Below are 13,781 nucleotides of genomic sequence, written 5' to 3' on the forward strand. Positions count from 1 at the left end.
ATGCCCGCGTTCCTGGCGGTCGGGATCGTGGTGATCCTGCCGCTGTTGTTCTCGTTTTATACGAGCTTCACGGCGTATCGCCTGACCGACCCCGATACGCTTTCGCACTGGATCGGCTGGCGCAACTACGAACGCGCGTTTGCGAATGGAGACTTCTGGGCGGCGTTCGGCCGCACGATCCTGTTTTTGACCATTGCGCTGAATCTTGAGCTGTTGCTGGGTCTTGGCGTGGCGCTGCTGCTCAATCAGGTGACGAAAGGCCAGCGCGCGTTACGCACGGTCATGATGTTCCCCATGATGTTCTCGCCCGTGCTTGTCGGCTTCCAGTTCAAGTTCATGCTCAACGACAGCACGGGCATTGTGAACAACCTGATGCAGACGCTGTTCGGCGCGAAGTCTGCGTTCCCGTTTCTTGTTAACGCCAACTCCGCGCTTGCATCGCTTATTGCAGCCGAGGTATGGAACTCGACACCCATCTTCGCGGTGATCCTGCTGGCGGGTTTGATGGCGTTGCCGAAAGATCCGATAGAAGCCTCGAAGGTCGATGGCTGCACGTCATGGCAGACCTTCCGCTACGTCACGCTGCCGTACCTGATGCCGTTTATCTATATCTCCATGACGATCCGTTCGCTCGACGTAGGCCGTGCTTACGACATCGTGCGCATCATGACGAATGGCGGTCCGGGCGGACGCACGGAACTGCTCTGGACCATGGTCGGCCGGATTGCGTATGACGATTCGCACATGGGTTACGCCAACGCGATTGCGTACGTCTCGGTGCTGGTGTCCATCCTCTTCACGCTGTACTTCTTCCGCAAGTTGAGCGGCGCGCGCAAACACATGGGGCCTGCCTGACATCATGAGCGACATGGCAATCAAGGGCGCGTTCCTGCGCAAGTCGGCGTTGTGGTTCGGCGTGTTTATCGTGATGGCGATCATCTGCTTGCCGGGGCTGTGGGTCGTGCTCAACGCGTTCCGTTCGAACGTGGCGATCTTGTCGAATCAATCCCCGCTGGTCGGTTCGAGCTACACGCTCGATAACTTCAGGAGCATGTTCGGCTACGGGCAAATGGCGTCGCTGCCTATCAGCCAGTACTTCGTGAATTCACTGATCATCTCTTGTGTGAGCACGGTCGCCGCGCTCGCAGTCGGCGTACTTGGCGGGTATGCATTCGCGCGCTTCGAGTTCAGGCACAAGCAAGTCATGTTCGTGGCGCTGATGCTCACGCGCGCCATTCCGGGCATTGCGTTGTCGCTGCCTATCTTCATGCTGTGGGCATGGACCGGCCTGCTCGATACGCGCATTGGCGTGATCCTTGTTTATCTTGCGATGAATGTACCGTTCACCGTATGGCTTATCGACGGCTTCTTTCGCGAGGTGCCGATCGAGTTGTCGCAAGCGGCGCAGATCGATGGATGCAACCGCTGGCAAGCGTTCTGGCGCATCGAGTTGCCGCTGGCAAAAAGCGGGATTGCATCGGCGGGGATCTTTGCGTTTCTCACTAGCTGGAACGAATTCGCCCTCGCCACGCAGTTGTGCCGGAGCCCCGATACAAAGACGCTGCCCGTCGGGCTGATGGACTTCACCGCGCAGTTTTCGGTCGACTGGGCCGGCATGTGCGCGATGGCCGTGATCATCATCATTCCGGCGATCGTGCTGACGTTCATCGTGCAAAAACACCTGATCGCGGGCTTGACGCTCGGCGGCGTGAAAGGTTGAACGCGCTTTAAAGGAAACCCAAAAATGACAACTATCGATACCGTCGACATCCGCCAGGTCGACCTTCAACCCAAGGTCAAACGTACGGACGCGATCCAGTCGTTCGTGGTCCAGGAGACCGTGCTGGTGACCCTCCATTGCAGCGACGGCAGCGTGGGCACCGGATACACCTACACCATCGGCACGGGCGGTTCGTCTATCGTCGCGTTGCTGCATGATCACCTGGCGCCGTTGCTGGTCGGGCGCGACCCGGCCGAGTATGAAGCCATCTGGCGCGACCTCTTTTTCCATACGCACGCAACGGCGGTCGGTGCGATCACGAGCCTGGCGCTGGCAGCAATCGATACCGCTCTATGGGACCGCAACACGCGCGTGGTGAACCTGCCGTTGTGGGTCGCGGCCGGCGGATCGAAGCCGCGCACGCGCACGTATTCCACCGAAGGCGGGTGGTTGCATTTGTCCGAGGCGGAACTCGTCGATCAAACCCTGCAGGCGCGCGATGCCGGTTTTCATGGCGCGAAGATCAAGGTTGGCCGCCCGCATCTGGCTGAAGACACGCGGCGTCTCACGGCTGTACGCAACGCCATGGGCGATGACTTCGAGATCATGGTCGACGCAAACCAGGGCTTCACGTTGTCTGAAGCCATCCGCCGCGCGCATGCGTTCGAACCGTTGCGGCTTGCATGGTTCGAAGAGCCCATGCCCGCTGAAAATATCGCCGCGCACCAGCGGCTTTGCGCCGCGAGTCCCGTGCCCATTGCGGTAGGGGAATCGATGTATCACCCGGCGCAATTCGCCGAGTATCTGAAGGCCGATGCATGCTCGATCGTTCAGGCCGATGTCGCGCGCGTGGGCGGGATCACTCCGTGGCTGAAAGTGGCGCATCTGGCGGAGACCATGAACGTGTCCATCTGCCCGCACTTCCTGATGGAGCTGCATGTGAGTTTGTGCGCGGCCGTGCCGAACGCAACGTGGCTTGAATATATTCCGCAACTCGACGCGTTGACCGGCAAGCAGGTTCAGATCGAGCAGGGTTATGCCGTCGCGCCGATGGAGCCGGGGATTGGCATTGACTGGGATTGGGACGCGATTAACGCGACGCAGCGCACGCATGTTTGCGTCGATGCCCGTGCGGCGGCGTAAGCCATGAACAAGAATGTGATGCGCCATTGCCTGTCGCTCGATCTACGCGATGACCCTGAGGTCATCGCGCAATACGATCACTATCACGAGGCGGTCTGGCCCGAGGTGCTTGATGCGCTGCGGGCGTCAGGCATTCTCGACATGACGATCTGGCGGCGCGATACGCGGCTGGTGATGTTGATTGAGACTACGCCCGACTTCAGCTTCGACCAGCTCGTGGCGGGCCCTGACGTTCACCCGCGCGTGACTGAGTGGAACGCATTGATGGCGAGTTTTCAGCGTCCGCTGCCGGGTGCAACGAGCGCTGAATGGCAGCCGATGAAACTCGCGTTCAATATGCAGGCGCAGACGAAGCGAGCGTGACAGCGGACCCAAGCCTGCTTGATCAGACAATACGGACGATCACGGAAAACAGCCATACCGCAATACCGACGCCACCGACCAGGCATACGGCTACTGCGCACAAACGCCAAAGGGTCTTCATCGGTCGTACCTAAAAAAAGAAGGCCGCAAAAGCGGCCTGAAGAGGGGGTACTACAGGGGGATCAATGAGACGCATCGTAAAACGCAAGACTTAAGAGAACATTAAGCCGCGCTTGGTCCCTGCGCATCACGCTTATCCCTGCAAGTGAACTGACCCCAGCTTGTCCGGGCAGCATATTCACCGCTCACCCAGCCACCACAACGAATAATAGACTCGAAAATTTCGTTCTGATAAAGTGAATTCAGAATTCCTTATCTGCTTGAAACTCAATGAAGCTGACTTGGAGCTGAATATGACCGTTGTGGAAACCGCTGCAGCCCGTCCGATTATTTGCACCGATGCCGAATGGGCTGCGCGCCTCAAACTGGCCGCGACCTATCGCGTGTTTTTCATGCTGGGCTGGCATGAACTGATCTTCAACCACATCACGTTGCGCGTGCCGGGTACCGACGATCAACTCCTCATCAACCCGTTCGGACTTGCTTACGATGAAGTCACCGCATCGAACCTGGTGAAGATCGACTTGACCGGCAAAGTCCTCAGCGACAGTCAGTACCCCGTCAATCCGGCAGGGCTGACCATCCACAGCGCCGTGCACGCCAACGTTCCGGATGCCCATTGCGTCATGCATATCCACACCACGGCAAGCGTCGCGGTCGCGTGCATGGAGGAGGGGCTGGAGGACAACAACATCTATTCGTCGCAACTGCACGACATGGTCGCGTATCACACGTTCGAAGGCACGACCGTCCATGATGAAGAAAAGTCGCGCATGGTGGCGTCGTTGAATAACAAGCGGCTGATGATCCTGCGCAATCACGGTTTGCTCGCGCATGGCGCCACGCTCGGCCATGCGTTCGTGCTGATCTGGACCCTGAACCGCGCATGCGAAATTCAACTCGCGACGCATTCCATGCGAGGCAAGACCCTGCTTGTCGATCCAAAAATCAGCGAGCGCTCGACTCGCGACGCGCTTCAATACGATCCGCGCTTTGGCGGCGGAGATCAGGTCCTGGACGCGTTGATCCGCCGCCTTGAGCGCACCGACACGAGCTACAGGCAGTAACGCGGGCAGTAGCGCCTCAAGGCTGCGCGGCGAACATGTCCATCAGGACATCGCGCAGCCATTGAATACCGGCATCGCTTGAGAAGCGCACATGCGTGTGGATTTTCACCTCGATAGCCGGCAAATCGAACGGTAAGGAGAGCAACCGGAACGCGTGACCGCGATTGAAGCGCTCGGCAATGCTGCGTGGAAAGATCACCGCGAGATCCGTGGTCCGGACAATCTCCGGCGCCACGATGAAATGCGGCAGCCGCAGCACGATATCGCGCTCCATGCCGAGTTCCGCGAGCCATTGCTCGATCATCCGGTGCCCGGTGGCGTTCGTGCTTGCATAGACGTATCGCAAACCAGCCAGATCCTGCTTCGACGCCTTCTTCCCCTTCAGCGGATGTCCCGCGCGAACCAGGCACACGTGTTCGTCTGAAAACAGCGTGTCGCCTATACAGTCTTCAGCAAGCCCCGGCATGTAGCCGAGCGCGAGATCGATCTCGCCGGCGCGCATGGCCGCGCCCGCCGATTCGGACGCAAGCTGCACGATCTCGAAGCGAACCTTCGGCGCCGTGCTTTCCAACGCGGCAAGCAAGGGCGGCAGGAAGTAGAACTCTGACATATCCGACATCGATATCTTGAACACGCGTGATGCGGTCGCGGGATCGAAGTGACCATGCGCCTGCATCGCGAGGCTAATGATGCTGAACGCTTCATCGAGCGGACCGTGAAGGCGGATCGCGGCCTCGGTAGGCACCATGGTTTGCGGCGTGCGCACGAACAGCGGATCGTCGAACAGGGTGCGCAGACGCCGCAACGAATGACTCACGGCGGGTTGTGTCAGACCCAGCCGCTCGCCCGCCGCGGTGAGGCTGCGCAGGTCCCAGATCGCGAGGAATACACGCAACAGGTTGAGGTCGGCGAGACCGCTATTCGTCTGGTTCATGGCATCCATTATTGGTGCGAATTTGACGCATGGGTGGACCAATTCTATCTTGAGGGCAAGCCATCCCACCGACACAAATCCACGCCGGAGCCCCGATGAATCTCGCAGACGACCCCAAGCTGGCGCCCCTTACCCACGCATCGAGCGCAATCGCCAATCCGCTCGCGCTGGACGATGTCATCGCGGAAATTGCCGCGCGCCGCGATGAATTCGATGAACTCTCGCATGTTCCCCGCGACATGATCGCGACCATGAAGCGCGCTCGCATTTTCCGCGCAAGCACGCCCAGATGTTTCGGCGGCGACGCGCTTGCGCCGGCTGATTTCCTGCGCGTGCTGGAACGCATCGCGGTGGCGGACGGGTCCACGGCGTGGGTGGCCGCGTTCGGCTCGGCCAATGTCTATCTCGCGGCTTTGCCCGTTGAAACCCAGCGTGAAATCTACGCAAGCGGCCCGGATCAGGTATTCGCCGGCGGCCTTTACCCGGTACAACCGGCCGCCGCCGCCGCGGGTGGCTGGACCGTGAGCGGTCAATGGCACTTTGCGAGCGGCTGCAAGGGAGCGGACTGGATCGGCGTGGGCATTGGCGGGGCGCCCGCCGGCAGCGACAGTCCGAACGCCGGCAAGCCGTTGACGGCGGTGTTTCGCGCGGAAGAAGTCGAGATCGTCGATAACTGGAACGTGGTCGGCATGCAGGGCACGGGCAGCCACGATCTGCGCCTGAAAGACAAATTCGTCGCCGATCCGTGGACCTTCATGCGCGGCAGCGGCGCGGTGATCGATGAGCCCTTGTACAAATATCCCGCCGTTTCGTACCAGGCCGAAGTCCATGCGGCGGTCAACGTCGGACTGGCGCGCGCGGCGCTCGACCTGGCTGCGGAGATGTCGGGCGGCACGAAAACGACGACCGGCGCGCCACGTCTGGCCGATCGTGCGTACTTCCGCATCGAATTGGGTCGCGCCGAAGCGCAGTGGCGCAGCGCCCGCGCGTTCTTCTATCAAGCGTCCGAAGATGCCTGGGACTCGATCATGGCCGGCCGCCCGGTTACGCCCGAACAAGCGAGCTTGTTGCGCCTGAGCGCCACGCACGCGGCCCATGTGTGCGCGGATGTGGTCCAGCAGGCTTACCGGCTGGCCGGTGTCGCGGCAATCTACCGGAACAACCGGATGCAGCGCCTCGTTCGCGATTCCATGGTCGTGACGCAGCACGCCTTTTTGGGGGAAGCGACCTACGACGGCGCCGGCGCCATTTTCGCGGGCATCGCGCCCACGATCACGCCGTATCCGTAAGCCTGGAGGCCGCATGAATGAAGTCGATAACCGCAAGTTGTTCCGCGAAGCCATGGCGCATCTGTCGGCGGCTGTGAACATCATTACGACCGATGGCCCGCACGGCCGCTGCGGCATCACGGCAAGCGCGGTCTGTTCGGTCACGGATAGCCCGCCCACCATGCTCGTCTGCGTGAACCAGTCGAGCGCCGCGCATGCGGTGTTCGCGGGGAATGGCATGGTCTGCATCAATGTGCTGCCCGGTAATCAGCAGGAGCTTGCGCGGCATTTCGCCGGCATGACCAAGCTGCCGATGAACGCCCGCTTCGAGCAGCAGACCTGGACTGCGGGGCTGCTCGGCACGCCTGTTCTGACCGATGCACTGGCGAGCCTGGAAGGGCGGATTGTCGAGCGGAAGACCGTCGGGTCGCACTCGGTAATGTTCGTGGAAGTCGCGGACATGGTGGTGCGCCACGACGGCGACGGCCTGATTTACTTCGATCGCGATTTTCATCGGGTGGCGAGGGCGCCGGTTGCTTGCTGAAAGCGTAGGGCACGATCGGCGTCAGGCAGCCGTAAAGTCGCGTGCACTGCTGATCACGGGGAAATGCAGGTTTGCGCCGCTGAACGGCGGGAAGTTCTTGAAGTCGGCACGCATCTCGTGACGCACCGGCGACGCCAGCGCGGCGTTCAGCGCGTCCGGCGAATCGAAGACCACCTTGTTGCGCTGCATGGCGTTCGATCGCGCCACCGGTAGCGCACCGCGATAATCCATCCGCGTATAGATCTCGATCTCCCGGATCCCGGGAAAGCGAGCCATGATTGGCGGGTGACTGTCGATGTAATGACCCAGCCACGCGTTCAAATCCTCCGCCGGACCTTCGTAGCTCACCAGATAGGTGCAGCGAGGCTCATCGGCCCGTTGCGTGCCCGGGTCGGGCACGGGAAAGCGCCGCACGGCCATGACCTGCTGCGTCAGGTCGCACTCTTTCAACCCTGTCAGGTTCAATAGCGCATGCGCGTTGCCGCCTTCGCGCAAGACGCTTTCCAGCGCATCGATACTGCTGAAGTAAGCCTGCAGCGTGCAACGCGGCGGCGCCTCGGCATGCAGGTACGGGTCGTTCGCGCCGCCTTTCACAGGCACGTGGACCACCGCGCGCCTGATACCGGGGAAGGCAGCCGCCGCATCGAGAATCCCTTGGGCATTAAGCGGTTGGGTCACATCGGTCGTTGCGCGCTCGGTCGCAATCAGAAAGAGGCAGACATCCATGAGTTTTGCTTCCGGTTGGGCAGGCTGAAAACGATCTGGAAACGTCGCTTGACGAACAATGTTTCCGATAATAATCTGAATTCAGAATGTTGCAAAAAGCTTTGGACGTGATTTTTTGCGCTCACGCCCTTTTTGAAAACCTACCCGGAAACTCAAGGTGATCGACGCACATTGTCATAGCAGCAGCATTCGCGTTCAGGCCGACGCCCGGCGAGCTTTTTTACTGATGGCCGACGGGGAGCGTCAGGGCCGATGGGCGCTGGGAAGCTGGAAACGCAGAACGGTCGGGAAGCAGACGTTCGTTGGAGAATCGGTGTTCACGGGCGCTGAAACCTGGGTGCGGATTCATGCCGATCCGGTCGCATTGACGATCGATTACGAAGTCGGCGGCAATGAAGGCGGCCTGCGATTTCGCAATGCCGCACGCGTATTCGATGGCCCGGTGCTGGGGCATCCCGAAGGCACGTCCGTCATCACGCTTTTCACGTGGCGGCTCGCCACGCAATCGGATGACGCATGGGCGCAAATCTGCTCGACGCACGAAACCGAGATGTTCCTGATCCGCGCGCTGCTCGAATCGGGTCGTGATTGCGACGCTGCACCGGCATGAAAGCGATCCGGTATTGGCGGTACGGCGCACCCGATGTCCTTGAGCTTGTCACGCTCGACGAGCCCTTCGCGGGACCCGATGAAGTGCGTGTTCGCCTGAAGGCCGCAGGGGTATCGCCGATCGACGCGAAGCTGCGTTCGGGCGCCTTGCAAGCGCACTTCTCGCTGGCATTTCCGAAGATTCCGGGGCGTGACGGCGCGGGTGTCATCGATCAGATCGGCGAGGGGGTAACAGGGTTTTCCATAGGCGATGAAGTGTGCGTCGCGGCGGATCCGGCAGGTAGCGGGACCTACGCCGAAGCGATCGTCTGTGCATCGTCGCGCGTGGTGAAGAAGCCAGCCAACCTCTCGATTTCGCAAGCGGCTGCGTTGCTTCAGCCCGGCGTCAGCGCATGGATTTCGATGTACCGGACCGCGACGCTATCGGCAGGCATGAGCGTGCTGATTCATGGCGGCGCGGGCGCGGTCGGCAGCCAGATGATCCAGCTCGCGCGTCATCTCGGCCTCAACGTGACAACGACTTGCCGCGCGCAGAATATCGACTATGTGCTGGGGCTCGGCGCGCATCGGGCAGTGGCCTACGATCGCGAGGATTTCGGCTTGCTGCGTCATATCGATGTCGTCTTCGACCTGATCGGCGGTGAGACGCATGCGCGGTCATATCAGGTACTGAAAGCCGGCGGTCAGCTCGTCTACCTGACCGCCATGCCGTTTGAAAACCAGGCCGAAAAATACGGCGTCACCGTCACGCGCGCGATGATCTCGGACGCGCCGGAAGCGCTCCATGCCGTCTCCCGACTCGCCGCCGAAGGCGTGCTCACACCCGGGGTGATGGCCACGCTCCCGCTCGCCGCAGCAGCCGATGCACACCGCCGCTTTGAAGCGGGTCAGGTTACGCGTGGCCGGATCGTGCTGAACATGGGGGACGGAGGCTGAAAACGCTTGACGCCCAATTTTGAACTCAATAATCTGAATTCAGAATTTCGTAAACGCCGTTTCAGGTCAGGTGATTGATCGAGTGTCGACCCGCGCGTTCCAACTGCTGCCAGAAGAAGTTCTTGCCACTATACGATGCAAAAAATTCCCGCTGTCTCCGATGCCCGTCCGGTGCCCCAATCGATGCAAGCAGCATTCGCGGAAAAACGCGCTTTGTCGTGCGTCTGGTTCGCAATGGGCAGCACGCCGCTCGTGGAGATCGCCCTGACGGCCGCGCCGGATTTGATCGTGATTGACCGGCAGCATGGGTTATGGGAGCGCACCGCCCTCGAAGCGGTGATCGGGCAGGCGCGGCATCAGGTTCCGGTGATCGTGAGGGTGGGCGAGAACTCGGCTCAGGCGATTGCCGAAGCGCTGGACGCCGGCGCGGCGTCGGCCCTGGTGCCGTTGATCGAATCCGCCGATGAAGCCCGCCGCGCCGTCTCCTTCGGCCGCTATCCGCCCTTTGGACAGCGCTCGGCGGGTGGCATCAGGCCGCTGATTGCCGGTATGGCAGCCATGAAAAACGATGGCGAGCGGATCTCGATTGGCGTGATGATCGAGACGGTTGCGGGCGTGGAGCAGGTCGAAGCCATTGCTGCCGTGGAAGGGCTGGGTTATCTGTTCATAGGCACTGGCGACCTGTCGTTGTCCCGAGGCGATGCGGCGCCGGGCACGATCGAACAGGACTGCGCGCGCATTTTGAAGGCCGCGCACGCGAACAAGCTTCCGTGCGGCATCTACACCGGGTCGTCGCAGGACGCGCTTGCCGCTCGCGCGCAGGGCTTCGACTTCGTCGTGGCCGCAAGCGACATTGAAGTGGTGCGCGCCGGCTTCGAGCAAGCCGTTTCCGCGCTTAAAGACTGAGTCGATCATGACGTCATCTTCGAGCAGCTTCGTTGAACGATTGGTGGCCGAGTTGGGCGCCGACGTGGTGACGCCTGGCTCCGGCCTGGGCACCCGGCGGGTGCGCGACTGGAGCGGAACGCCGGGCGCCGAACCCATTGCGTTGATCAGGCCGCGCTCAACGCCGGAGGTGTCGCGGGCGCTCGCGTTTTGCCATGCCAACCAGCAAGCGGTCGTCACGCAGGGCGGTTTGACCGGCCTCGCGGGCGGCGCCAACCTGTCCGGCGGCGAAGTGGCGCTGAGCCTGGAGCGGATGAGCGCGATTGAAGAAGTCGATACCGTGTCGGGCACGATTACCGTGCAGGCGGGCACGGTGCTGCAACGCGTGCAGGAAGCAGCGGATGCCGCCGGCATGATGTTTCCCCTCGATCTCGGCGCGCGCGGCAGTTGCACGATCGGCGGCAACCTCGCGACCAACGCCGGCGGAAATCGCGTCATCAAGTACGGCATGGCGCGTGAGCATGTGCTGGGTCTGGAAGCGGTTCTCGCCGACGGCACCGTGGTCAGCGATCTCCACAAGATGATCAAGAACAACAGCGGTTATGACCTGAAGAACCTGCTGATCGGCAGCGAAGGCACGCTGGGGGTTATCACGCGCGCGGTCATGCGGCTTGCGCCAAAGCCATTGGAGGTATCGACGGCGTGGTGCGGGCTGCCTGACTTCGCCGCCGTCACGCGTTTGCTGCAGCATGCCCGCGCGCGGATGTCAGGCGGGGTCTCGGCATTCGAAGTGATGTGGCCGAGTTATTACGACTACGTGCTCGCGAACGTGAAGACCGTACGTGCGCCGCTCGACTCCACGCATGCGTTCTACGTGCTGCTGGAAAGCATGGGTTCCAACGCCGAAAGACAAGCCGAAGAGTTCGAGGCCATGCTTGCCGAGATGCTCGATGCCGGCGTGATCGAGAATGCATCGCTTGCCAGCTCCGCCGCCGATGCCACCCGCTTCTGGGCCGTTCGCGACGCTCCCGCTGAATTCCCGATTCTTCTGCCGGGTCTTATCGGCTTCGACATCAGCTTTGCGATTGCCGATATCGGCCAGGTTGCCGGGCAATGCGAAGCCATGCTGCATGCGCGCTGGCCCACTATGCGCACGCTGGTGTACGGCCATCTCGGCGACGGCAACCTGCATGTCATCGCGCATCTGGAGAATGGGCCGCCCGATCTTCACGAACATGTCGATGCCGCAGTCTATGAACTCACGCGCGAATGGCATGGAGCGGTGTCCGCGGAACATGGAATAGGCGGCAAGAAACGCGCGTATCTGGGCCACACCCGCGACGCCGGTGCGATCGGCGCAATGCGCGCGATCAAGCGCGCCCTCGATCCCTTAAACCTGCTCAATCCCGGCAAGGTGTTCGTTGACGCTGCGGCCGGCAGGTCGAGCCCCATAGGAGCGCTGTGATGCTGCGGCTGATCTCTACCGTTCTCTCGCGCCGGCTCATTGCCGCGATCCCCACGCTGTTGATGCTCTCGCTGATCGTGTTCGTCGTGCTGCGCCTCATCCCGGCCGACCCGCTCGCGATGATGCTGCCGCCCAACGCCACGCCCGCCGATGCCGCTCTGTTGCGCCATCAGCTCGGTCTCGATAAACCCATTCCCAGCCAGTTCCTGATCTGGCTCGTGAATGCGCTGCACGGCAACCTGGGAGCATCGATTTCGTTCCAGCAACCGGTCGCCACGCTGATCGGCTCGACCTTGCCCGCGACCCTTGAACTCTGTCTCACGGCGCTCGTCATCTCGCTGATCATCAGCGTGCCGGGCGGCGTGTTTGCTTACGCCGTCACCGAGCGCCGCGGCGAGTTGCCGGTCAGCTTCGGCGTCGTGCTGATGCAGTCCGTGCCGTCGTTCCTGTGGGCCTTGCTGCTGATCGCGTTGCTTGGTGTGTACCTCCCGGTGCTGCCGTTTTCCGGCCGGGTAGGCGACGGCATTCCGATGCCGCATCTCACCGGTTTCCTGCTGATCGACTTCCTGGTGAAGGGCGAATTCAGCGACTGGCTGAGCGCGGCGAGTCACCTGGTGTTGCCGTCGCTGGCCCTTGCTTTTGGTTTTGCGCCGCTCGTGATCCGCGTGCTGCGATCAAGCCTGCTCGATCAGCGCAATGAATCGTATGTGGGCGTGGCGCGGCTGCGCGGGGTGTCGGAGAGCCGAATCCTGTGGCGTCACATGTTGAAGAACGCGGCATTGCCCGCCCTGACCATGATCGGCGTGCAGTTCGGTTTCCTGTTCGGCGGCGCGTTGCTCGTCGAGATGATCTTCTCGTTTCCGGGCGTGGGCAATCTGATGGTGCAGGCGGTGCGCAACAACGACCTGGTACTGATCCAGGGCATCGCGATCGTGTTCTGCGCGCTGATGCTGGTGATCAACGCGATCGTCGACACGCTGTACGTGATCATGAATCCGCGCCTTCGCAAAACAGCTTGAGCACACACGACATGTCCACGACCCCGTTGAGTTCGAAGCACGATATGAAGGCTGACATGCTGCACGAATCCACTTCAGTCGATCCATCGCCGGAAGCCGCTGCGCCGCTTGTGCAGGTCGTCGGCAAAACGGCTCGCGCGCGCCGCAAACCCGCTGTCAACCTGTGGCTCGGCGGCGCGATAGTGCTGGGCGTATTGTTCTGCGCCGTGTTCGCGCCGTGGCTCGCGCCGCATAACCCGCTCGATCAGGATCTGCTGCACATGTTGTCGCCGCCCGCGTGGATGGCCGGTGGTGACCCCGCGTTTCCGCTCGGCACGGACAGCCTCGGCCGTGACGTGTTATCGCGCTTGTTATACGGCAGCCGCATTGCGCTGACGGTCGCTGTGATCGCCGCGTTCGGCGCGGGTATTGTGGGTAGCGTGCTGGCGATTCTTGCCGGCTATTTCGGTGGGTGGGTCGATCGCAGCATCAGCTATCTGGTGGACCTGTGGATGTCGTTTCCGCCGGTCGTGTTGTCGCTCGTGCTGATGGTGAGTCTCGGCGTGGGTATAGAGAACGTGATCCTGTCGATCGTACTGGTGGACTGGACGCGCTTTTGCCGCGTTGTCCGCTCCGAGGTGATGGTCGTGCGTCAGCGTGACTATGTGCTCGCGGCGCAGCTGCTCAATTTCACGCATTTGCGGATCATGCTGCGCGAAATATTGCCTGCTGCGCTGCCGTTGATGATCACGCTGTTCTCGCTCGAAATGGGCGTTGCGATTACGGTCGAGGCGCTGCTGAGTTTCATCGGCTTGAGCGTGCCGGCCAATGTGACCGCATGGGGCGTGATGATCGCGGACGCACGCGTGTCCATGCATGAGTCGTTGTCCGGGCTCCTGTTCCCGGTGCTTGCGATCGTGGTCACGGTGCTTGGATGCAACCTTCTTGGCGACGGCCTGCGTGTCGCGCTCGATCCCCGCATGCGCAGCAAGGGAGAATGACG

15 protein-coding genes are annotated in these 13,781 nt (G+C 61.6%); 13 read left to right on the forward strand and 2 right to left on the reverse strand.

Going from position 1 to position 13,781, the window contains the following annotated elements:
- The 5 genes from ABH944_RS12960 (at window position 1) to ABH944_RS12980 (ending at window position 4,413) form a co-directional block, all read left to right on the forward strand.
- Entirely contained in the window at window positions 1-855 is an 855-nt protein-coding gene (locus tag ABH944_RS12960) for a carbohydrate ABC transporter permease (protein WP_404606483.1), read from the forward strand.
- Window positions 856-868: 13 nt separating this feature from the next.
- A complete protein-coding gene (locus ABH944_RS12965; RefSeq protein WP_404606484.1) occupies window positions 869-1,720 on the forward strand; it encodes a carbohydrate ABC transporter permease in 852 nt (283 codons plus the stop codon).
- A gap of 24 nt (window positions 1,721-1,744) precedes the next feature.
- Window positions 1,745-2,863: a mandelate racemase/muconate lactonizing enzyme family protein gene (locus ABH944_RS12970; RefSeq protein WP_404606349.1), complete on the forward strand. Its 1,119-nt coding sequence runs from the start codon at window positions 1,745-1,747 to the stop codon at window positions 2,861-2,863.
- Between the two features lie 3 nt (window positions 2,864-2,866).
- On the forward strand, window positions 2,867-3,226 hold the full coding sequence (locus ABH944_RS12975) for an L-rhamnose mutarotase (protein ID WP_404606351.1): 360 nt from the start codon (window positions 2,867-2,869) through the stop codon (window positions 3,224-3,226).
- A gap of 413 nt (window positions 3,227-3,639) precedes the next feature.
- The gene (locus ABH944_RS12980; protein WP_404606353.1) at window positions 3,640-4,413 is read left to right on the forward strand and encodes a class II aldolase/adducin family protein; all 774 of its coding nucleotides are present in this window, start codon (window positions 3,640-3,642) and stop codon (window positions 4,411-4,413) included.
- Window positions 4,414-4,429: 16 nt separating this feature from the next.
- Here the strand turns inward: ABH944_RS12980 and ABH944_RS12985 are convergent, their stop codons facing one another.
- Window positions 4,430-5,347 (reverse strand): LysR family transcriptional regulator, encoded by a 918-nt coding sequence (locus tag ABH944_RS12985; RefSeq protein ID WP_404606354.1) that lies wholly within the window; start codon window positions 5,345-5,347, stop codon window positions 4,430-4,432.
- Between the two features lie 95 nt (window positions 5,348-5,442).
- Between ABH944_RS12985 and ABH944_RS12990 the strand changes: the two genes are divergently transcribed.
- Window positions 5,443-6,636, forward strand: a complete 1,194-nt coding sequence (locus ABH944_RS12990; protein WP_404606356.1) for an acyl-CoA dehydrogenase family protein — start codon at window positions 5,443-5,445, stop codon at window positions 6,634-6,636.
- Window positions 6,637-6,649: 13 nt separating this feature from the next.
- Window positions 6,650-7,159 (forward strand): 4-hydroxyphenylacetate 3-monooxygenase, reductase component, encoded by a 510-nt coding sequence (gene hpaC, locus ABH944_RS12995; protein ID WP_404606358.1) that lies wholly within the window; start codon window positions 6,650-6,652, stop codon window positions 7,157-7,159.
- Between the two features lie 21 nt (window positions 7,160-7,180).
- On the opposite strand, the gene ABH944_RS13000 is transcribed toward hpaC, so the two are convergent.
- On the reverse strand, window positions 7,181-7,885 hold the full coding sequence (locus ABH944_RS13000; RefSeq protein ID WP_404606359.1) for an EthD family reductase: 705 nt from the start codon (window positions 7,883-7,885) through the stop codon (window positions 7,181-7,183).
- A gap of 157 nt (window positions 7,886-8,042) precedes the next feature.
- Between ABH944_RS13000 and ABH944_RS13005 the strand changes: the two genes are divergently transcribed.
- From ABH944_RS13005 to ABH944_RS13030, 6 genes are all read left to right on the forward strand, one after another.
- Entirely contained in the window at window positions 8,043-8,495 is a 453-nt protein-coding gene (locus tag ABH944_RS13005; RefSeq protein WP_404606360.1) for a hypothetical protein, read from the forward strand.
- Window positions 8,492-9,430: an NADP-dependent oxidoreductase gene (locus ABH944_RS13010; RefSeq protein ID WP_404606361.1), complete on the forward strand. Its 939-nt coding sequence runs from the start codon at window positions 8,492-8,494 to the stop codon at window positions 9,428-9,430. Before ABH944_RS13005 ends, ABH944_RS13010 begins: the two co-directional genes overlap by 4 nt.
- A 183-nt stretch (window positions 9,431-9,613) precedes the next feature.
- Window positions 9,614-10,336: an HpcH/HpaI aldolase family protein gene (locus ABH944_RS13015; protein ID WP_404606362.1), complete on the forward strand. Its 723-nt coding sequence runs from the start codon at window positions 9,614-9,616 to the stop codon at window positions 10,334-10,336.
- A gap of 7 nt (window positions 10,337-10,343) precedes the next feature.
- Entirely contained in the window at window positions 10,344-11,780 is a 1,437-nt protein-coding gene (locus ABH944_RS13020) for an FAD-binding oxidoreductase (protein WP_404606363.1), read from the forward strand.
- Window positions 11,780-12,799: an ABC transporter permease gene (locus tag ABH944_RS13025; RefSeq protein WP_404606365.1), complete on the forward strand. Its 1,020-nt coding sequence runs from the start codon at window positions 11,780-11,782 to the stop codon at window positions 12,797-12,799. Before ABH944_RS13020 ends, ABH944_RS13025 begins: the two co-directional genes overlap by 1 nt.
- An 11-nt stretch (window positions 12,800-12,810) precedes the next feature.
- Window positions 12,811-13,779 (forward strand): ABC transporter permease, encoded by a 969-nt coding sequence (locus ABH944_RS13030; protein WP_404606367.1) that lies wholly within the window; start codon window positions 12,811-12,813, stop codon window positions 13,777-13,779.
- Window positions 13,780-13,781 lie beyond the last annotated feature (2 nt).

It is taken from the genome of Caballeronia udeis, from assembly GCF_044909315.1.
GTDB classification, from domain to species: domain Bacteria; phylum Pseudomonadota; class Gammaproteobacteria; order Burkholderiales; family Burkholderiaceae; genus Caballeronia; species Caballeronia udeis_A.

Excerpts from the sequence above, each read along its gene's own strand:
- ABH944_RS13020 (WP_404606363.1), top strand. The coding sequence starts at position 10,344 with ATGACGTCATCTTCGAGCAGCTTCGTTGAACGATTGGTGGCCGAGTTG.
- ABH944_RS13025 (WP_404606365.1), top strand. The coding sequence starts at position 11,780 with ATGCTGCGGCTGATCTCTACCGTTCTCTCGCGCCGGCTCATTGCCGCG.
- ABH944_RS13000 (WP_404606359.1), bottom strand. The coding sequence starts at position 7,885 with ATGGATGTCTGCCTCTTTCTGATTGCGACCGAGCGCGCAACGACCGAT.
- hpaC (WP_404606358.1), top strand. The coding sequence starts at position 6,650 with ATGAATGAAGTCGATAACCGCAAGTTGTTCCGCGAAGCCATGGCGCAT.
- ABH944_RS12965 (WP_404606484.1), top strand. The coding sequence starts at position 869 with ATGGCAATCAAGGGCGCGTTCCTGCGCAAGTCGGCGTTGTGGTTCGGC.
- ABH944_RS12980 (WP_404606353.1), top strand. The coding sequence starts at position 3,640 with ATGACCGTTGTGGAAACCGCTGCAGCCCGTCCGATTATTTGCACCGAT.
- ABH944_RS12975 (WP_404606351.1), top strand. The coding sequence starts at position 2,867 with ATGAACAAGAATGTGATGCGCCATTGCCTGTCGCTCGATCTACGCGAT.
- ABH944_RS13015 (WP_404606362.1), top strand. The coding sequence starts at position 9,614 with ATGCAAGCAGCATTCGCGGAAAAACGCGCTTTGTCGTGCGTCTGGTTC.
- ABH944_RS12970 (WP_404606349.1), top strand. The coding sequence starts at position 1,745 with ATGACAACTATCGATACCGTCGACATCCGCCAGGTCGACCTTCAACCC.
- ABH944_RS12985 (WP_404606354.1), bottom strand. The coding sequence starts at position 5,347 with ATGAACCAGACGAATAGCGGTCTCGCCGACCTCAACCTGTTGCGTGTA.
- ABH944_RS13010 (WP_404606361.1), top strand. The coding sequence starts at position 8,492 with ATGAAAGCGATCCGGTATTGGCGGTACGGCGCACCCGATGTCCTTGAG.
- ABH944_RS12990 (WP_404606356.1), top strand. The coding sequence starts at position 5,443 with ATGAATCTCGCAGACGACCCCAAGCTGGCGCCCCTTACCCACGCATCG.
- ABH944_RS13030 (WP_404606367.1), top strand. The coding sequence starts at position 12,811 with ATGTCCACGACCCCGTTGAGTTCGAAGCACGATATGAAGGCTGACATG.
- ABH944_RS12960 (WP_404606483.1), top strand. The coding sequence starts at position 1 with ATGCCCGCGTTCCTGGCGGTCGGGATCGTGGTGATCCTGCCGCTGTTG.